This window comes from Mycolicibacterium llatzerense, from assembly GCF_025331195.1.
Classification (GTDB): Bacteria; Actinomycetota; Actinomycetes; order Mycobacteriales; family Mycobacteriaceae; genus Mycobacterium; species Mycobacterium llatzerense.
Map to the genome: position 1 here is coordinate 422,890 of NZ_LXOV01000016.1, position 19,405 is coordinate 442,294.

A 19,405-nucleotide genomic window follows, 5' to 3' on the forward strand; every position below is an offset into this window, starting at 1 on the left:
CAGTAGAGGCCGTGACGGCCGGGAAAGGGGGTTTGCTGGACCCTGGTTCAGCTGCCCCTGGCAGCGCGGCGTTGCTCGGTGTTGGGTCGAGTGCAGCAGCCAATCCCAAGGAGAAGCAGGATGTACACCTCGATCACTTTCCCCAACGGCCCGATCAGCGTGGCGGGCAACGTGTTTCTGCCGCCGGACTTCGATGCCTCCGGCAGCCATGCCGCGATCGCCGTCGTGCACCCCGGTGGTGGAGTCAAGGAACAGGTCGCGGGCCTCTACGCGGAGAAACTGGCAGAGCAGGGGTTCGTGACGTTGGCATTCGATGCGTCGTACCAGGGCGAGAGTGGCGGTGAACCGCACTTTCTCGAAGATCCGTCGGCGCGAGTGGAGGACATCCGCGCGGCGGTGGACTACCTGCAGTCGCTGCCCTATGTCGATCTGGAACGGGTCGGGGTGTGGGGCGTCTGCGCCGGTGGCGGCTATGCCGTCAACGCAGCCTTCACCGACCATCGGATCAAAGCGGTCGGCACCGTCAGTGCCGTGAATATCGGCGCCGCGTGGCGGCGGGGCTGGTACGGCACGGGGGCAGATTCAGATGCGGTGGCGACCCTGCAGGCAGCGGCAGCGCAGCGCACGGCGGAAGCCACGGGAGACGAGGCTGCGTATGCGCCATACGTCCCAACGGAACTCGGCGAGGGCGTGCCGTACGACCTGGTGCAGGCCCACGATTACTACCTGACGCCGCGGGCGCAACATCCCAACGCGCAGAACAAGTACCTGACGGCCAAGAGCCTGGACAAGATCGTGGCGTACGACGCCTTCCATCTGGTCGAGCACCTGCTCACTCAGCCGATCCTGCTGATTGCCGGTGCTGAGGCCGGATCGCTTTGGTCCTCAACCGAATTGCACTCGCGCGTGCGGAGCGCCAAGAAACTCGTGGTGGTCGACGGGGCGACGCACATGGACTTCTATGACGTGCCGAAGTACGTCGACCTGGCGGTGGCCGAGGCCACCCCGTTCTTCACCGAACACCTGAGCACCGAAGGTAATTGATCATGGCACTGGACAACCTGAAGACCGTCGCGGTGCCGACGCCCTACTGGGATATCGCCGCTGACATCTACTTTCCGCCCGGCTTCGACCCGGCTATCGCGTACCCGGCGATCGTCAGCATGCATCCGATCGGCAGCTGCAAGGAGCAGACGTCGGGCAATGTGTACGGCACCGCACTGGCGGACGAGGGCTACGTGGTCATCGCGTTCGACGCGAGTTTCCAGGGTGCCAGTGGGGGACAGCCGCGGTTGATCGAGGATCCGACCCAGCGGGTCAGAGACGTCAGCAACGTGATCGACTACTTGGTGACCTTGCCCTACATCGACTCCGACCGCATCGGCATCATCGGCGTGTGCGGTGGTGGCGGATATTCGATCAATGCGGCGACGACGGAACGCCGGATCAAGGCTGTCGCGTCGATCACCGGTGTCAACTTCGGGCGCCTGATGCATGAGGCCTTCTCGAGCTACGACCCGATCGGTTTTCTGGAATCTGTTGGTGCCCAACGCACCGCCGAGGCGCGCGGAGCCGATCCGCAGGTGAACAATCTGCTGCCGGCGAACCCAGAAGACGCTGCGCGGCAAGGGATCACCGAGATCGACGTCGTCGAGGCAACCGACTACTACCGCACGCCGCGCGGCGAGCAGGAGCACGGCACAACTCGTTCGCTGTTCTCGCACCAGGCGGCCGCGGTGGGTTGGGATGCCTTCAACAGGCTAGAGACGCTGATGACGCAACCGCTGATCGTCGTGATCGGGGACAAGCCGGGCGCGTTCGGTGCGTACCGAGATGGTCTGGAGGCCTATCGACGGGCGGCGTCGGCGACGAAGGAACTCGTTGTGGCAGAGGGTTGGTCGCACTACGACCTGTACGACAAGCCCGCGGCGGTGGCCTTGGCGCTGGCGAAGGTCCTGCCCTTCTTCAAGACGAACCTCTGATCACCCCCGTTGGCATCCGGCACCGATCCATGATTGGCTGGAATGTGTGGGGGTATCGCTGAGCCGACGTGATTTCATCGTCGGGTTGGCCGCGACCGGTGTGCTGGCTGGGTGCCGGCCCGATAAGCCGGTCGAGCCAACCAGATTTGAAGAACTGGAAGACCGCTATCAGGCGCTAATCGGCGTCTATGCAGTGGATTTGGAGTCATCGGCGACGGTCGAGCACCGTGCCGACGAGCGGTTCTCGATCTGCTCGACCTTCAAAGCCTATGCGGCGGCGCGTATCTTGCAGATGGCCAAGGCCGGTCAGGCGAATCTCGATGCCATGGTGCCTATCACCGCCGCGGACATTGTGGTCAACTCGCCGGTGCTGAGCCCGGCCGTGGGGACCCGGATGGAGCTGCGGGAGATTTGCGCCGCGGCCCTGACTCAGAGCGACAATGCGGCGGGCAACATCATGCTGCGGACCATCGGTGGGCCGTCCGCCGTCACTGCTTTCGCCCGCTCGATCGGCGATTCGCAGACGCGGCTGGATCGCTGGGAACCGGACCTCAACGACGCGGCGCCCGGCGACCTGCGCGACACCACCACGCCGAGGGCCCTGTGCGGTGGATATCGCGCCATTCTCGTCGGCGACGCGTTGTCCGGTGCGGGTCAGTTCCAGCTGAAACGGTGGATGACCGAGACGACGACGTCGACCCGACGTTTTCGCGCAGGTCTGCCCGAGGGTTGGACCAGCGCGGACAAGACCGGCAGCGGTGACTACGGGTCGACCAACGACGCCGGCTTGCTCATCGGACCCAAACGCGAGCGGGTCATGCTCACAGTGCTGATCCGCACGCGCACCCTGCGGCGGGACGCCGGGCCGTTCAACGAAGCGGTGGCAGAGAGCGTGCGATCAGTGCTGGCACGCCTCGGCCACAGTTAGTGTTGGATCGTGGGGATCCGGAAGTTGGCATTGGCCGTGGTTACGTGCGTGTGTGTGGTCGCGGGGTGTTCGACGACCACGACGGGCACCGCGCGGTTCGGCGGCTCACTGAGCGATCCTGAACCCGACGTCAGCCAACTCAGGACCGGTAACTACCAGATCAAGCCGAGTACCCCGTTCTTCAGTGCCGGACCAAATCCGCTCACGCAGTCGATCATCGAATCGACCCGCATGGCCGAGTATGTCGTCGGGCCTTGGGAAATCGATTCGTCGGTGACCAGGCAGGGAGCGCTCGGAACAGGCACCATGACATCGGAATTCGGTGTCGATGTCATTCTCGGCGTGTCCAAAGACAATGTCATGCAGGGCATTGCCAGAGCGCACAAGCTGGTCGCCGGATTCGGGTCATCGCGGTCAGCCGGGGCCCGGGATACGGATCTGGAAATCCAGAACGCGGTCCTGATGTTCCCCGATGAGGCACAAGCTGCGGCGGCCGCGGGTGAATTCACCGCGCAGTTCGGACCCGTCGTCGTCGATCGGATCCCGACATATCCCGTCCAGATCTCGGTGGGCGCCAGTTCGGTGCCGGCGATTGGCGTCGACTACGGCACCGGGGTCAGTGCAGTCGCCGCCTACAGTGCGTACGGGCGGTTTGTGCTGTACCAGTTCGTGAACGCGAGGGCCACCAAATCCACCAGGGCGCCGCTGCGCGCTGAGTTGCTGACATCCGACCTGCTCGGTCGACAGCAAGCGCTGATCAAGAGCTTTGTGCCGACAGAGCCGGCGAAACTCGCTGATCTACCCAAGGATCCGAGCGACGACCAATTGCTGTCGAAGACGATCAGCACACCTGATCGGCAGCAAGGGGTGCTGATCGGGACCTGGCGGCCGCGGGCGTGGTTGCACTTCGAATCCGATCCGGTGAGCATGACCACCCAGTTCGAGCGTGCCGGCGTCCAATGGGTGACCCAGCGGTGGGGCCGGGTGTATCAGGCCCCCAACCCCGACTCGGCTGCACAGCTGCTGGACTTCACCACCGCCGCGCTGATGAAGAATTCGGATGTGCAGCTGGCCGGCGCCGTGCCGGGGTTCCCCGGCGCGTGGTGTTTCGAGCACCTGCAGGACTATGCGCGCCCGGACGCAACGGTGACGTGGCGCATCCTGGGGTGGCACTACAGCTGCATCGCGCGCACCGACAGATTCGTGTTCCAGGTGTTCGCCGATGATGAAACCGCTGTGGACCAACAGATTTCGGCGCAGTACCGGGTGCTGTCCGGAAAGTAGCCGGCCGCTCCGATGAGTTTCGCCGGGTCCGGTGGTCTACCTCACTGACAGACACCAATGACTCGTCAGGAGCTAGAAATGGGCCAGATCCACCTCGCGTTGTTCGCCACCCTCGACCTCGTCGGGCAGGCGCCTGGCGGTCCCGGAGAAGACTCGGACGGTGGTTTTCGGTTCGAAGGTTGGCAGGCACCGCTGATCGACGACGTGTCAGGGGAGCAGGTCGGCGCGGCACACGAAGGTACCGATGCGCTGCTGCTCGGCCGGCGGACGTACGACATCTTCGCGGGCTACTGGCCGCATCAGGACGACGAATTCGCTGACATGTTCAATCGCATCCCCAAGTACGTCGCGTCCCGTGGCAAGCCCGATCTGTCGTGGTCCGGCTCGACGCAGATCGGCTCGGATTTGGTGGCCGAAGTGCGTGAGATCCGAGAGCGCCACGACCACGTCAAGGTGGTCGGGAGTTTGAATTTCGTACAGACCCTGTTGCGCGAAAAACTGTTTGATCGCATGGACCTTTGGGTGCATCCTATTGTGCTGGGGGCCGGCAAGAAGGTGTTCGACGGCGGCGCGGTGCCGTCGAACCTGACGCTGCTGAAGCCGCCAGTGTCCAGCCCTGCGGGAATCGTCTACCTGCAGTACGGGTTGGCAGAGGGTGTGCCGGCAACAGGGGACATGAGCGCACCGGATCGGGGGGACGTTTGACTGGTACGGACTGGACCCGCGGCGTGCTCGGCGGCGCGGTACTCGGGGGAATCGGCTGGGGCCTGTTGGCCGTTGATGCGGTAGGTGTGTCCGGCGGCGACTTGCTCTTGAGCCGGATCGACGGAGCGTACTTACCTGTTGCGGTGGGTATTTCGTTGCTCTGCCTGGTAATTGCAGTGGTGTTGCCCAAGGTGGGGACACTGCGCACGGTCGCTATCGCGCTGGTGGTCGCACCGACAAGCGGCTGGTTCGTGGTGGGTCTGCTGTACCTGCAGACCTTTGCGATTGTGGCGACATGGCGGTGAGCGAGGGCTCGCCGGTCAGCGGAGGGGGTAAGCATGTCCTACGAGCATGAAAGTGCACTCGATCCGCGCACCGAGCAGACGGTCGATCCACGGTATCTGCTCGGTGGTTATGTACTCGGGCTGATCGCGATGTCGCTGGCGCCGGTGATCTACTTCTGGCTCTTCGCGCCGGCGGGCGCGCTGCTCGTCGCTGCGGTGGCCGTGCTGGTCGCGACGGTGCGGCCACGGTTTGACGACGTGGCTCGCGGCGCGTACTTCGCGGCGCTGTTCGGTTTGGCGGCGACGCTCGTGCTGTTCTTCGTCGGCGCTCAGCACTGACCGAGGTCCACGGTTCGCGCAGTCGTGTCTCGGCTACCGCCAGTCGTCGATGACGAACGCTCCTGGTCGGCTGTAGCCGTCGGAGTTCGGCCGATGCATAGCGACGCCCTGGATGTCGGTGCGAAAGCCCCGGGCCAGCATGCCGCTGTAGGCCTCGTGGCGGGCGGTATTCACACCAGCGGCGATTCTGGCCAATCCGTTTGTGGCGGAGAGTGATTCGACGGCGTCGAGCAGTTGGAAGAACGCAGTCTCGGCGCCGGGCCCGGGGCGCGCCGCGCCGAACTTGATGTAGCAGGTGCCGCTACCGGCTTCGGTGCCTGCGCCGTAATGGCACACCGCGACACCGGCGAGGGAGGCGTCGTCCCACAGCAGGACTGTTTCGCCGAGTCCCTGATCGGCGACTGCACGGATCTCGGTGGTGAGGTCGAGACCGTCGAACAGTTCGCTGGTCAGCTCCCGGCATTCAGCCACGGCTGAATCTTGTTCAGCAGCAGTGAGTTCGGAGAACCGGATGGCGGTAGGTGCAGTGCGGTTCGGGTCGACGGTCTTGGACATCACGGCGGTGAGGAACCGCGGCCAGAAGCCGAATCGCTGGTAGAGCCCAACGTGTTTCGGGCTCTCTGCGAAGGTGAACAGTCCGGTGTGCGTGGTCTGCCAACGGTCGAAGCAGTCGATGATCGGTTCCAGCAGTAGCCGTCCGATACCGCGATCCCACAGGTCGGGGCGGATGGTCAGTGGGCCAAAGAAGCCGACGCTGCCCCAATGCGTCGCGAAGTTGGACCCAACGACCTCGCCGGAGTACTCGGCTGCGAAGGCACCCGACGGTTCGGTGCGCCAGCGGGTACGCACGTAATCGGCATCGCCCATGAAGGTTTCGGGTTCGGGAAGACCGACGAATGTGCCGAACGCGATGCGCGCGATGTGATCGGCTGTCGCCAGGTCGTCCTCACGCAGCGGTCGGATGCTGATCGTCATTGCTTCCCTTCCGGTCGTCCATTGGCTATCCAGCTTCGGTGCATGATTTTCGCCTTCCGCGCCTGTTTTACCAACGACAGGTCAGGCGCCGGCCAGCACTTCCGTGTTCACCCCGAGGGCGTCGTAGGTTGCCTTGGCTCGTGCATCGCGGGTGACGAGGACCGCACCATGCTCACGAGCGGCCAACGCGACCAAGCCGTCATAGGTGGCGCCGCCAGCGATGCCACGACGGGCGAAGTCGCGATGGGCGTCACGTGCGGCGTCGGCACCGAGCTGAAGGGGCTCTGGGAAGTTCTCGTCGATCAATGTCACCGCGTCAGTGGGGTCGACGCGAGCATCGCCGGGCAGACGCGTCAGCACCGAGTATGTTTCGGCGAGCGCATGCCCGCTGAGCTCAAGACGTCGGCCTGTTGCCCACTGCGAGACCGAGACATGCTGCGGATGCGAGGTCACAAGCAACGGCACGGCGACACTGGTGTCGATCGCCGTGACCCGCGGCGATGTCAGCGTCGCCCCGAATCGATGAGCGCAAACATCATTTCATCGGTGACGACTGTGTCCGCGTTGGCGACCAGGCGTCCGTCCTTGTTCCGCACGAGTCGCGCGGAGCGACCGCCGGGGACTATCTGCAGGCCAGGACCGTACGCCGAAATATCAACCGTCGAACCAGGCGTCAGTCCCAACGCGTCGCGTAGTTGCTTGGGCACCAAGATCCTGCCGCCTGAGTCGATGACAGCTTCCATGGGATTAGGATACCAGTGAGATCCCATTCCGGGGTCCATGCTGTTCAGGAACGGATCACTCGTCAAGGTGGAGAGACTTGTCGCCGCTTCCGGCTAGTCTCCCACCGTGGCGATAACGTCCGCGGTCCTGCGCTTCCGGCGCCTGCAGCAGGAGGCGCCGGAGTGGTCGCTGCTCAGGGCTCGGAATGCGGGGCTGATCATTGCCGTGGTCCAGGAATACTTTCCGCCTGAACGGCGCGTGCGCCCGGCAGCCGAGGTTGTCGCCGAACTCGACCAGGATCTCGAACTCCTGCGCGGGACCGGGGCCGAGTTCGATTCGACTGCAACAGGATACGTTGCCGGTTGGGTGCATGACGGTTACTTGGTCCGCCGTCCCGGCCAGGCGCGGGGCACCGAAACGCTGGCTCCATCGGCGGCAGCGTTGAACGCGGCCGCAATGGTGAACGGAATCGATGCGCCGCAACGTACCGCCTCGGCTTCGCGCTTGGGTTCGATCGCCGCTAACCTCATTGCACTGCAACGTGATTCGGACCCAGTCTCGGCATCGCGTCTCGCCCTGCTGCAGGCCGAACGCAAGGCTGTCGAGCAGCGCATTGACGAAGTCGAACGCGGAGAGTTCGTTGTGCTGGATGCGGAAACCGCAAAGGAGCGGGTCGCTGAGGCGTTGGGCTTGGCGCAGGAGGTACCCGTGGATTTCGCCCGGGTGCGGTCGACCATCGAAGAACTCAGCCGGGACCTTCGGGCCAAAATCCTTGACGACACCGCTGAGGGCGGTGCGACGTTGGGCAATGTTTTTCGCGGTGTGGATCTGCTGGCGGATTCCGAAGCGGGGCGGTCCGTGAACGGCTTCTACGATGTGATCCTCGACGCTGAACAGTCGACCCGCCTTCAAGAAGCGATCACCGCCATCCTGTCACGAGACTTCGCTGCTGAGTTGACTCCACAGATGCGTACCGACCTGAGCACTCTGCTCACCCGGTTGGAAGACGAAGCCACCACGGTACGTCAGACCATGATCCTGCTATCCCGGTCGCTGCGCCATTTCGTGCTTTCGCGCCAATACGAGGAGCATCGGCGGCTGCGCCAACTGATCCAGCGCTGCCAGTCGCTGGCGGTGCGCGTGAGCGCCCACCACCGACCTGAGAAGCCAATGAACTTGGAACTCACCAGAATTGGCATGCAGATTCGTTCGATCGACGCACTCAAACTGCACAACCCCGGCGAGGGACGAGTGCCTACCGAGTTCGACCGGCACGACACCGATGAGGTCGACTTTGCGGAACTCGCTGCGCAGGCACACGAATCCGACATCGATTTCGAGGAACTCCGCAGCAACATCGTTGCCAGCCTCGGTCAGGCAGCGGGACCCGTCACCGCGGGGCAAGTGCTGACCGAGTTTCCCGCCACCCAGGGCTTGGCCAGCATCGTCGGCCTGATGGTTCTCGGTGCCGAGCACGGCACCGTCTCAGCAGACGCTACAGAACGGGTCGCTCTGGACCAACGCACCGTCGTGCTCCCGACCATCACATTCAGTCCTGACGCATTCGAGGATCACCGGTGAATCCCGAGGTGACGTTCCCGTTCGAGGCAAAGCGCGCGCTCGTCCAACTGCTCCGTGGGCCGGTGGTGACACATGACGCGCATCGACAGCAATGGTCGGCAATTCTCGCCCACCGCAACGAAATCGAATGGCGACTGGCCGACGTGTTCCTCGATCTGGTTCTCGACGAGGACGACGGCATTGCGTTCACCCGGCCACAACCCGCGCCCGATGACCCCAAACTCGCTCCACCGCAGGTACTTCGGACCGAAACGCTGACCTTCATGGACACGCTGGTGATACTCGCGCTGCGCTACCAGTTGCTCGTGGCACCACCCGGCCAGCGGGTGATCGTCGAATACGACGACATTGTCGCCGACATGGATCCCTACCGCGGCCGCTACACCACCGATGCTGCCGGGTTCCGGAAACGGATCAATGCGTCGTGGGAAAAGATGAAGAAGTACTCGCTGATCGCCGCCGCCGACACGGCGGGCCGGTTCGAAGTATCGCCAGTGCTCCGTCAGTTGTTCGACGCGGACGAAGTTGCCCTAGTCGAAGCCGAGTACCAACGGCTCTTAGACGACACCGGCGATGCCGAGGCCGGCGATGAGTGAGGACCTGTTCCGACATGGTCAGCACCGCCTGGCACGCGTTCAGCTCTTCAATTGGGGTACCTACGATGGATATCACGACCTGTCCGTGGCCCGCCGGGGCTTCCTGATCACCGGTCCCTCCGGGTCGGGCAAGTCCACCTTGCTGGACGCGATCTCGACCGTGCTGGTGCCACCGACGAAACTCAGTTTCAATGCCGCGGCGCAGGGGCGCGGTCGTACCGTGGCGTCGTACATTCGGGGTGCATACGCGCGCGGCTCCGACACAGACACTCGTGAGTTGCGGTCGCGCTACCTAAGGGAAGGCGCAACCTGGAGCGCCGTTGGCCTGACGATGGCCACCGCTGATCCCGACGGGGACACCGTCACGACATTGGTCGCACTGTTCCACCTCAAGCGCGGCAGCAACGACCTCGGTGAATCGGGCCGCGCGTTCTTGTTGTTCGACCACCACCTGGACATCACCGAACTCCGACACGTGGTGGCTGACGGCATTGACGTCCGTGGATTGAAGAAACGCTGGCCCGAGGTGCTCTACAACAAGAGCTACCCCCAATTCGGTCAGCGGCTCCGTGCCCGGTTGGGTATCGCCGACGAGAATGCACAGCTGTTGCTACACCGCGCGATGTCCGCCAAGGGCCTCGACAGCCTCGACCGGCTGTTCCGCGACTACATGCTCGACGAACCGGACACATTCGCCGAAGCGCGTCGAGCAGTCGAATTCTTCGCCGACCTCGACGAGGCGCATCGTCGGGTCGTACAGACGCGCGAGCAGATTGCTGCACTGACACCGCTGGAGGACTGGACCGAAACCCGGGACCGAGAGGCGCAACGGACGCAGGAACTCGGGGAGGAGCAGACAGCGCTCGATGGTCTCGCTGCACGTTTCGAGCTGCATCTGGCGCAGGGTTGGCACACCGACGCAGAGGCCGCGCTCGCTGACGCCGTCGCGCGCGACGAACACGCGAGCGCTTCCCGGCGTCGTGCTGCCACCGCGCTGAAGGATGCCGAACGTGCTCGCGACGGAAATCAGTCCCTGCGTGAGCTCACCGATGCCCTGGACAGCGCCGACGAACAGGTCCGTCGGGTGGTTACGCAGCGCGCCCGATTGGACGTGGCTTTGCGGCCCTGGGACACGACTGTTCCGGATACCGCCGAAGGCTTCGCCACCATGTGCTCTCAGATCGCAAGGGAGGCAGCTGAACTAGAGGCTGGAACCGGTGCACACGATGCCGCCCACAGCGCCGTGATCCTCGCTGCCGCCCGCGCCGACGAACAGGTGACCGACCTCAAACAGCAGATATATTCGCTCGCCGGGCAGAAGTCGAACCTGGACCACAAGCTGCTGGCGGCTCGTCAGCTGGTCATGCGCGCGACCGGGCTGCCTGCACGATCGTTGCCGTTCGCCGGCGAGCTGATCGACGTCATCGATGCGGATTGGGCGGGTGCCGCCGAGCGTGTGCTCGGCGGGCTGGGCCGAACGATGCTGGTCGCTGACGAGCACGCCGACGATGTAGCCGCTGCCGTCGATGCCGCTCACCTGGGCACGCGGCTGGTGTGGCGGCGCGTGGATGTGCATCGCACACACCGGATCTCGGCCGTGGATGCACAGTCGATCGTGAACGTGCTCCAGATCGCTGACACTCCGTGGCAGCATTGGCTGCATTTCGAACTCGTCTCCAGCTTCGACTACCGCCGTGTCGCCGATGCGCGGGAACTGGGCCGGCACCACCGTGCCGTGACCCGCGCCGGACAGACCCGCAACGGCGACCGGCACATCAAGGATGATCGGTCTGCGATCGGCGACCGACGGCACTATGTGCTCGGCACCAACAATGACAGCAAGCTCCAGGTCCTGCGCGATGCGCTGCGCCAGGCTGAATCCGATGCTGGCTCCGCACACCGTCGCGCGCGTGCCGCCCGCACCGAATCCGACAAGTTCCGGGACCGGGTCCAGTCAGCTCCAGGGATCGTCGCTGTCGAATGGGAGGAACTCGACTTGTTGGCCGCGGAAGCTCACCGTCTCGATGTGGGTGAACGTCTTGCGGCGCTGCGGGGCGACGCTGAGATAGACCGCCTGGAAGCTGCCGTGGTGGCGGCACGAGGCGAGGCGACTCGAGCTGAAAAGGCATACGACGACGCGCACGAGGCGCTGTACTCAGCGCGTCAGCACGCACAAAATGTCGCATCCCGCATCGACGACCTGAAACGCACAGCGACGGCGAGCGACGAGCCGTCTCTCGAATTAACCGAACGTTACCGAGTCCGATTCGATGACGGCAAGCGTGCGGCGCTGCGTCTCAATGGCTTTCCCGCCGCCGAAAGGGCGGTGGCGACCCAGATTCGGGCCGAGCATGCGGCGGCCGAGAAAAAACTGATGCAGGCGCAGCACGCGATCGAAACGGTGCTGCAGCAATATCTCAACCGATGGCCGCATCCCGAACTCGCCGCCGAGTCCGGCTACGCCGATGATGCCGTGGCATTCCTGCGCCGGCTGCGCGCCGATGACCTACCCAGCGTCGAAAACCGGTTCTTCGATCTCAACGACCGGCAGTCGAACCAGAACCTCGGCACGCTCGCACTGCGCATCCGGCGTGCCCCCGGCGAGATCCGTCGCCGGATCGATGAGGTCAATTCGTCTTTGGCGCATTCGGAATTCGACCGCGGCCGGTTCTTGAAGATCGACGTCCGCGACTCCATGCATCCAGACGTAACCGAATTTCTGGCGGCTATCGCACGCGTGCAGGAGGGGTCGCTGCTCGCTGATGATCGCCAGGCCCAGGAGCAACGATTCGAGCGGATGCGGGAACTGCTGGGGCGGCTCGGTTCATCCGATCCGGGCGATGTGGCGTGGCGCAATCGCTGTTTGGACACGCGCAGGCACGTGACGTTCGTCGGCATCGAGATGGACGCTGACGGCACTGCGGTCAACCACCATGATTCCTCGGATGCGCTGTCCGGTGGTCAGGCACAGAAGTTGGTGTTCTTCTGTCTGGCCGCGGCTCTTCGGTACCAACTCGTCGGGTCTGATGCCGACGTGCCCAAGTACGGCACGGTGATCCTGGATGAGGCATTCGACCGATCCGATCCCGAGTACACCCGCCGTGCCGCAGATGTGTTCGACCAGTTCGGTTTTCATCTCGTTCTCGCCACTCCGCTGAAGATGATCAAGACATTGCAGGACTACGTCGGTGGGGTGGCCACCGTGTCGATCCGCGATTCGAAGGCGTCCCGGTTGGGGGTCGCATCCATCAGCGAGGAAGCTGATGGCTGAACCACCAAAACTCGTGCTACCCAAGGTCGTAGCGGCAAAGGCGCGACGGACGGTGGATCGTAATCTGAAGGTGTGGCTCTTCGGCGCGACCGTTGATGCGCTGACCATGAGACTCGGCAGCCCCAGTGAAGCTGCCGTCGCCGCCCATCGCGCGGTTGTGGAGAACTGGGTCCACGCCTGGCAAGTCTCACGCCTCGATGTCCGTTGGGAGGAACGGCGGTGGCCCAGCCTGGGCAGGCAGCTGCTACCGGTCGCGGTCACCATCGAGGGGGCCGACGCTATTGTCGCCGCTGCGGGTGAGACTCGGCGCTGGCTTGCGCTCCAACAGCGCCGCGCTCAGTTGCAGGCGCTCGATGACGGGCCGCAGTGGCCGGCGGTCCTGTCCGATACGTTCCGGTATTGGAATGCCTTGACCGACAATGACTTCGACCGGCTGGTGGCCGTGGTTTGTTGGCTGCACCAGAATCCAGATTCCGGCCTGCTGATCCGGCAGCTCCCGATTCCCGGTGTCGATACCAAATGGCTTGGCGCCCACCGCGCCGCGGTGACCGCGCTGGTGGTGCCGCTCGGCGTGCCTGAGCATCTGGGGCTGCGGGAGCGTGAACTGCTGCGGGCCGTCGTCATCGCTGATCCTGCACTGCGGCAAGGCCTTCCGCGCATTTTCGCCGCACCGGACCGCGAGTCAGCGGGCCTTGATCTTGCGGCATCGCAGGTCTTGGTTGTCGAGAACTTACAGACCCTGGAAGCGCTGCCTGACGTACCAGGCACAGTTGCCGTATTCGGGTGGGGTGACCATTCAATCGCGGTGGCCAAATTTCCGTGGGTTCAAAATGCACCGCGCGTCATCTACTGGGGCGATCTGGATCCGGACGGGTTCGACATCCTGGCTCGTTTCCGTGCGGAATGCCCTTGCGAGAGCTTGCTGATGGATCACGCCGCGTTGGAGCGGTGGCGTGATCTCGCCGTGCCACACGCTGCGAATGGGTCAGTTGATGTCGCCTGGTTGACCGCAGGGGAGCGCGCAGCGCTGGACGTGTTGCGTCGCGATGGCTTACGCCTGGAGCAGGAGCGGATCCCGATTGGCGCCGCGGTGGAGTTGTTGATGGCGGACGGACCAAGGCCTGACAATCCTGGGCTGCCCGATGTTGCAGGCGGGTAGCGCGTCACTGCCGTCGTGAACGCCGCGGTCCCATGGGTTATCCCTCTCCTTTGGCATCGGACGTGTTGCTCATCGGCGCTACATGGGTTCAACGGCGCGCGTGCGCCAACGTCCATCGGACGTTCCCGCCGACCACGTGCCCGCAACGCCGAGCAGGCCAGCCAATCGGCGCACCGCGTCGAATGCATCAGGCGTTTCCAGCGTTTCGACCGTTACTTTGATCGCGTCTGGCGGGTATTTTTCCGGATGTATTCCGTGCGCCGTGCGATGAGCGTGAATATCGAATGGAATATCCGTTGTCTCAGCGAAGGGATGAACCAGCTGCCGAGTCCGCAGCAGCGTCAGGTGCGAGACGACGAATTCGGTTGTTGCCGTGTCAACGTCAGCTGGGATCGCTTCGATTCGTTGAGAGCCGAACGTTGCGTCGGCTTGGGTGAGGTAGCCTGCCCGCGCAAGGATCAGATCGACAATCAGCAGACCGACGAATACCCGCAGTGGCTCACTCAGGTCCTTCTCCAGTGCACCCCCAACGATGGCGTCGTGTGCGACGGCCCACTCCAGACGATCGTCCCCGATCCGAGACAGGACATCCTGGATCACCGGCAAATGGTCGTGGAACAAAACATTGTTGGCGCCGAGGGGCTCAGCCGTCACCTCCGGTTCGGCGCGCACAACCCATCCGGTAAACGCGCCTACTCCAGATCGGGGCTCCCACCCCGGATTGAGGTCCGCCGGTTCATAGTCGATGTAGAACGACAGCCTCGACTCCCGCAATAGGCGATTGTCGGCATTGAGCACGAAGTCGGCTTCCCACTCATCGATAGTCCATCCGATGAGGTCGTCCAGACTGATTGGCGTGTACCGGTTGAGATGTGGTGGCATGCAGTCCAGCCCGGTCACATGCCACACGACATCGTGGGCATCAGTCGCCACCCAGCCGTCGTCGTTGATCGCGCTGATCAGAGTTCCAGCGGGCTGCGGGTTTGATCGGTGCAGCCAGAGTGCCGAAATATCGTCGTAGTGCAGGTAGTCACTCGCCCAGGTGAGATTTCGGACGTAGTCCGCGGGCAGGTTCGGTTGCAACGTCGTGTCGCTGAACCACCCGATATCTGCTCGCTGGTAGCGAACTCCCATTCGCGGCCCCACGAACACCGGCACTCCCGACTCGGCGTCGGCAATCAGACGGGGATCTGCCCGAGTGGCACCTGCGAGCAGTAGCCGCTGGCTGTTGGAGATGTCAGTACGCAGCTGCGATTCGTCGTACTGCACTGGCGGGAGGTTACGGACTTTCGCTTCACGAGCAACGCTCGCCGCAATGTACTCGCGATATCGATCGAATTCCTCCTCGGTCTTTGCCGCTACATCGGCGGCGTGTCGTAGCCGGTCGGTGAGGGCAGCAGTCCACTGGTGGGTATCGAGCCCGCTGGCGAGCCCGTGAACGGTGAGCCTCGCGTCCCAGTGTCCGGTGCCGGCTGTCGGATCAACAGCGACCAACGGTTCCGATACCCCCGATTCGGTCAGCCAGCGACGCGTCTCCGTCTCGGCTGCAAGGAGATCGCGGGCGGCGACATAGATGCTGAGCTGTGTCATCGCCAGCCGACGCACGAATTGAAGTCCATGAGCAAAGGGTAAAGGGGTGGTCTGACACTCCCGTTCGAGAGCTGAGGCGTCCTCGATCCGATCGGCCGGAGTTGTCGGAGGCATCTGCTAACCATTGAACATGGGACTCGGTGTTTATTACCGGCACGCATACGACGACGTTGTGTTCATTGCATCGAAGGACGTTGACGCACATTTGTGGCGGCTAGAAGTGGAACCCGTTGAATCAGAAGAAGTATGGCACCCGGTTGATGCCGTGATCAGGGATTCGCGTCTGAACTGGAGCACGCCCGACTTGGCGCAGTGGGGTCGGTTGCGGATCGGGGATCCAGCAGTGATTGCTGAGACATTCCCTGATGCGAGCCAGGTAATTCCCGCGGGTGTGCCGTTCGCTGTGATGTGGGACCTGTCCAGTTGGTACGACTGTGCGAATCCAGAGACCGGGAAACCGTACCGATTTCGATTCATTGATCCGGCCAACGATCGCGCATTCGAATTTACGTACTGGGGTCTATACGACGCTGATCCAAAGGATAAGGATGGGCCCTATCTCGAGGCGCTGCAGTGATAGAGGCTGAACAGCGGCGACCGTACAATGACTCACGGCTCGCTGGCAACTGAGATCGCCGACGATGTCGACCAATCGTCAGCTTTCCTCAAACCCCAACTGGTCGAACTTCAGCGTTTTGGCGTTCTCGGCGACCGTGCGAATCTTGTTCTCGTCGAACCCGTTTGAGTCGACAGCTTCGATCTCGATTCGCACCACGAGTTCGATCCCTTGGTCGCGCAGATTGGCAATGACCTCATCCGCGATGTTCTTGAAATCGAGCGCGATCTTGTCCGAGCTGAGGGTCTTTACGCCGTAGAAGCGGGTCTTGGCCGGCGGGAATCCAACATCAACGCCGGGACCCTTGGGTGGCTGAGGTTTCGTTGGCGACGGACTGGGGTCAGCTGGAGCGGGAGCAGGCTCCTCTTCGGCGCGCTGCTTGGTGGCCACATCGGGACGCACCAGTAACAGCGAGTCTGTCGCGGCCGGTGCGGAATTGGCATCGCCAGGAATCCACAGGCCTACGTACCGGCCGTCTTCGTAGTCGGTTGCCAGCGCGAACGCATCGGTCTCCCAGATCAGGGGTAGGTCAAGGACACCTTGCTGCAGCACCTTTCGATCACGCAGGCGCGGCATGTACGGGTACTGGCAGTACAACTCCCACAGCCCGCCGAGCCCGACGTGCCCGTCCTTCCAGATCTGCGGAACCTTGTTGATGGCGAGCCGAACAGTCACAGCAGCCTGCTGGACTGACAGATCGCCGTCGCTGCCAAGCCGCCGGGACACCCGTTCAGCCAGTGATTCCGACTGTCCTTCCACCTTGGTCTCGCGGATAATGAACGGTGCGCCGGCATCGGGCTGTGACGGAATGAGTGCCCACGTAAATGTCTGCAGCAGACGCGATTTGACCGTCTGGTCGGCTGTCGCCTGCCGCTGAGTGGCCTGGTCCTTCTGATTCTTGGTGAGATCCAGGTCGGCCTCGTTGGCGAGGACGTGGGTCCAGCCGAGGTAGTCGCGCACGGCGTTGTCGAGCTCCTCAAGCCGTGCTTCGTCGGCAGCCAGATACACCAGCATGTTGCGGTTTGAGCGGTTGGCGGTACCGCGCTGCTCGGTTGCCTTGTGCGCAAAGGTCTTTGCCGCCGACTCGGTGCCACGCTTGTGGGCGACCTTGGGATGCAGGATCACCAGGCGGGCTTCGTCGGTATCGGGGATGTCGGCATTTGATTCAGGGCACACGTGTACACCGGCGAAGTCACCGCGGGTGCGTGCTTGGGCTTGAAGCCGCAGTGCGATTTCCGCCCACACGTCTTCCTTGTGCAGGCGCTCGGCCTGATCCTTCGCGGTGCGGGTGATGTTGGCCTGCAAGTCGTACCAATACTTGCCGGAACCCGAGTAGAAGTAGGTTGCCCGATCCCCGAGCTGGGTCAGGGCGGCATGGAAGTTTCCGGGGACATCGCCGGGCACCGCTGTTCCCAAGAACACACGTTGAGCTTCGAGTCCCTTGTGCGCTGAGCCGATGGTCGGCACGGCACCGAAGAACACAGTTCGCGCCAGACGCTTGGTCAGCGACCGTTGCCCGAACAGCGGCTTCGCCACGTCGATGCGAGCCGGCTCGGAGTTTGGGCCGTCGACGTCGGCGTCGATCACTGCCTTCCACGAATCTTGAAGGTAGCTGGTCAATTCCGAGTTCACCCGACCGACCGAGAGTGGAATGGAGCCCGGCATGATCAGTGGCGAGGAGTCGTCACCAGTCCACAGCGCGTGGATCACGGTGCTCATCAGTCGCAGAACTCCGCGGGTGCGCTGGAACCGCTCGAGCGATGACCATTCCTCATAGAGGCGATCGAAGAGTTCGGGGTGAATGGGATAGGTCCGTTTGATGCGGTCCTCGTAGGCAGTCTCGCGGGATTCTCGGGGGAAGTCGTCGCTGTACTTGCGGTAGAGGTCGACATAGGCGCGTGCGGTGGCCCCGATCGATGCCAGGGCAGCGGCATCGGGCTGTTGGAACAGTCGTTGCCGGACAATTTGGTAAGCCTCAAGCGACGAGGCGGGACGCCACTGGTCGGCGAGGCGGCCGACGACGCGCTGCAGTCGTTGAAGAGCTTCGAGTCCGTTCGAACCGCCGACTTCCTCGGCGCTGCCGGCGATCACCTGCTCAGAACCGTCGATGGAATTGGAAGCTGGAATTGAGATGACCAGCAGTACGCCGGACGTTCCCTTGGCGGCCTCGGTGAGCGATTGCGCGAAGGTGAACTGGTCATCAAACGTGCCGCCCGCGAGGTCATCGCGGCCGACAAGTGAGCGCGCGTAGGCGACCCATTCGTCGATGAGGATGACGGCGGGGGAGTACTTGGCCAGCAGTTCGTGGAGTGCAGTGCCTGGCGGGGTGCGATTGGCGTCAGACTCCGCGACAAGCGCGTAGCCTTCGGCGCCGCCCAGTTGCCAGGCCAACTCGCCCCAGAGTGTGTTGACGTGCGGGCCGTCCGCCTTGGGTTCCCCGGCGGGGCTGAAGTGGTTGCCGACGATCGCGACGCGGTTCACCGTGCCGGCCTGGTAACCGTTGGCGGTCAGCAAGTCGGCGGTTTCCTGCGGGAAATCACCCACAGGCAGCGCGGCCGCGACATGCCACAGGGCGAGCATCGAGTGCGTCTTGCCGCCACCAAAGTTGGTCTGCAGGTTGATCACTGGCGGTGCATTGTCATCACCGGCCAAACGTCTGACGGCGCGGCTGACGAGGTCCGTGAGACCTTCGGTCAGATAGGTACGTCGGAAGAACGTCACGGGATCGGCGTAGTCCGAATCCTGTTCTCCACCAAAGGCAACTTTGTGTAGGTCGGCCGCGAACTCAGAGGACGCAAAGTTGCCCGTCGCGACATCGTCGTGGGGTGGCAGTACTTCGCGCCATGGCTTGAGTCCGGTGGCCTCGGGGTTGTCGACGGCGGCCTTGAGTACCTTTTTGTCGTCCTTGTCGGCAGTGACTCGACGCAGGTTGCGCTTGATGGTTTGTACTTCGTCGGCTTCGGTACTACTGCCGATCAACCGCAGCAGACGCTCTGCGGTATCCAGCGTGCGATAGGCATCGTCGTCGCTGAATGAACCATTGTGTGCCCAAGCATTTCGCGCCTCACGAAGCTCGATGGCGAAGGACTCACCGGCCTTCCCGAGCGATTCGTTGAACGGATACCAGCCCTTTCTGAACCCGCCGGTGATGTTGCTTTCGGTGAGCATCCGCAACTGCACCTGCGGGTCGAGCGGTTCATATGACTTGGTCGACGGGACACCGTTTTTCGCGTCCTTGCTATGGACGAGTTTGGGCCAGGCCGCGCCAACCGCAGGGTCACCCTGCCCGATCACCGAGGAGATGAAGTCGTCCAAGGCCGGTGCGATGACCTCGAACATGCGGTTGATGCGGTCGCGATTGCTCAGCGCCAT

At 63.3% G+C, this 19,405-nt stretch carries 17 protein-coding genes; 12 read left to right on the plus strand and 5 right to left on the minus strand.

What is annotated here, in order from left to right; genetic code table 11:
* Positions 1–120 precede the first annotated feature (120 nt).
* From A7G45_RS26775 to A7G45_RS26805, 7 genes are all read left to right on the plus strand, one after another.
* Positions 121–1,044, plus strand: a complete 924-nt coding sequence (locus A7G45_RS26775; protein WP_260941393.1) for an alpha/beta hydrolase — start codon at positions 121–123, stop codon at positions 1,042–1,044.
* 2 nt (positions 1,045–1,046) lie between these two features.
* Positions 1,047–1,982, plus strand: coding sequence for an alpha/beta hydrolase (locus A7G45_RS26780; RefSeq protein ID WP_260941394.1), 936 nt, complete (start codon positions 1,047–1,049; stop codon positions 1,980–1,982).
* A gap of 46 nt (positions 1,983–2,028) precedes the next feature.
* Complete coding sequence (gene bla, locus A7G45_RS26785; protein WP_260941395.1) at positions 2,029–2,910, plus strand: class A beta-lactamase; 882 nt, start codon at positions 2,029–2,031, stop codon at positions 2,908–2,910.
* 9 nt (positions 2,911–2,919) lie between these two features.
* Positions 2,920–4,194 carry a DUF7373 family lipoprotein gene (locus A7G45_RS26790; protein ID WP_260941396.1) on the plus strand — a complete coding sequence of 425 codons (1,275 nt, stop codon included), beginning with the start codon at positions 2,920–2,922 and terminating at the stop codon, positions 4,192–4,194.
* A gap of 78 nt (positions 4,195–4,272) precedes the next feature.
* Positions 4,273–4,899 carry a dihydrofolate reductase family protein gene (locus tag A7G45_RS26795; RefSeq protein ID WP_260941397.1) on the plus strand — a complete coding sequence of 209 codons (627 nt, stop codon included), beginning with the start codon at positions 4,273–4,275 and terminating at the stop codon, positions 4,897–4,899.
* Positions 4,896–5,204, plus strand: coding sequence for a hypothetical protein (locus tag A7G45_RS26800; RefSeq protein WP_260941398.1), 309 nt, complete (start codon positions 4,896–4,898; stop codon positions 5,202–5,204). Before A7G45_RS26795 ends, A7G45_RS26800 begins: the two co-directional genes overlap by 4 nt.
* 33 nt (positions 5,205–5,237) lie before the next feature.
* Positions 5,238–5,522: a hypothetical protein gene (locus A7G45_RS26805; RefSeq protein WP_260941399.1), complete on the plus strand. Its 285-nt coding sequence runs from the start codon at positions 5,238–5,240 to the stop codon at positions 5,520–5,522.
* A gap of 33 nt (positions 5,523–5,555) precedes the next feature.
* On the opposite strand, the gene A7G45_RS26810 is transcribed toward A7G45_RS26805, so the two are convergent.
* From A7G45_RS26810 to A7G45_RS26820, 3 genes are all read right to left on the minus strand, one after another.
* Positions 5,556–6,497 carry a GNAT family N-acetyltransferase gene (locus A7G45_RS26810; protein WP_260941400.1) on the minus strand — a complete coding sequence of 314 codons (942 nt, stop codon included), beginning with the start codon at positions 6,495–6,497 and terminating at the stop codon, positions 5,556–5,558.
* A gap of 81 nt (positions 6,498–6,578) precedes the next feature.
* On the minus strand, positions 6,579–7,004 hold the full coding sequence (locus A7G45_RS26815) for a type II toxin-antitoxin system VapC family toxin (protein WP_260941559.1): 426 nt from the start codon (positions 7,002–7,004) through the stop codon (positions 6,579–6,581).
* A complete protein-coding gene (locus A7G45_RS26820) occupies positions 7,001–7,240 on the minus strand; it encodes an AbrB/MazE/SpoVT family DNA-binding domain-containing protein (RefSeq protein ID WP_061001016.1) in 240 nt (79 codons plus the stop codon). Before A7G45_RS26820 ends, A7G45_RS26815 begins: the two co-directional genes overlap by 4 nt.
* Before the next feature lie 106 nt (positions 7,241–7,346).
* Between A7G45_RS26820 and A7G45_RS26825 the strand changes: the two genes are divergently transcribed.
* Genes A7G45_RS26825 through A7G45_RS26840 form a run of 4 tightly spaced genes read left to right on the plus strand, consistent with a single transcriptional unit; the run spans position 7,347 to position 13,827 of the window.
* On the plus strand, positions 7,347–8,801 hold the full coding sequence (locus tag A7G45_RS26825) for a DUF3375 domain-containing protein (RefSeq protein WP_260941401.1): 1,455 nt from the start codon (positions 7,347–7,349) through the stop codon (positions 8,799–8,801).
* Entirely contained in the window at positions 8,798–9,397 is a 600-nt protein-coding gene (locus A7G45_RS26830; RefSeq protein WP_260941402.1) for a DUF4194 domain-containing protein, read from the plus strand. Before A7G45_RS26825 ends, A7G45_RS26830 begins: the two co-directional genes overlap by 4 nt.
* Positions 9,390–12,668: an ATP-binding protein gene (locus tag A7G45_RS26835; RefSeq protein ID WP_260941403.1), complete on the plus strand. Its 3,279-nt coding sequence runs from the start codon at positions 9,390–9,392 to the stop codon at positions 12,666–12,668. The genes A7G45_RS26830 and A7G45_RS26835 overlap by 8 nt, the downstream gene beginning before the upstream one ends.
* Positions 12,661–13,827: a DUF3322 domain-containing protein gene (locus A7G45_RS26840; RefSeq protein ID WP_260941404.1), complete on the plus strand. Its 1,167-nt coding sequence runs from the start codon at positions 12,661–12,663 to the stop codon at positions 13,825–13,827. The genes A7G45_RS26835 and A7G45_RS26840 overlap by 8 nt, the downstream gene beginning before the upstream one ends.
* 78 nt (positions 13,828–13,905) lie before the next feature.
* Here A7G45_RS26840 and A7G45_RS26845 read toward each other — a convergent pair whose 3' ends face one another.
* Entirely contained in the window at positions 13,906–15,417 is a 1,512-nt protein-coding gene (locus tag A7G45_RS26845) for a hypothetical protein (RefSeq protein WP_260941405.1), read from the minus strand.
* Positions 15,418–15,547: 130 nt separating this feature from the next.
* Here A7G45_RS26845 and A7G45_RS26850 point away from each other — a divergent pair, with 130 nt between their 5' ends.
* Entirely contained in the window at positions 15,548–15,994 is a 447-nt protein-coding gene (locus tag A7G45_RS26850) for a hypothetical protein (protein WP_260941406.1), read from the plus strand.
* 78 nt (positions 15,995–16,072) lie between these two features.
* Here the strand turns inward: A7G45_RS26850 and A7G45_RS26855 are convergent, their stop codons facing one another.
* On the minus strand, positions 16,073–19,405 hold the full coding sequence (locus tag A7G45_RS26855) for a Swt1 family HEPN domain-containing protein (RefSeq protein ID WP_260941407.1): 3,333 nt from the start codon (positions 19,403–19,405) through the stop codon (positions 16,073–16,075).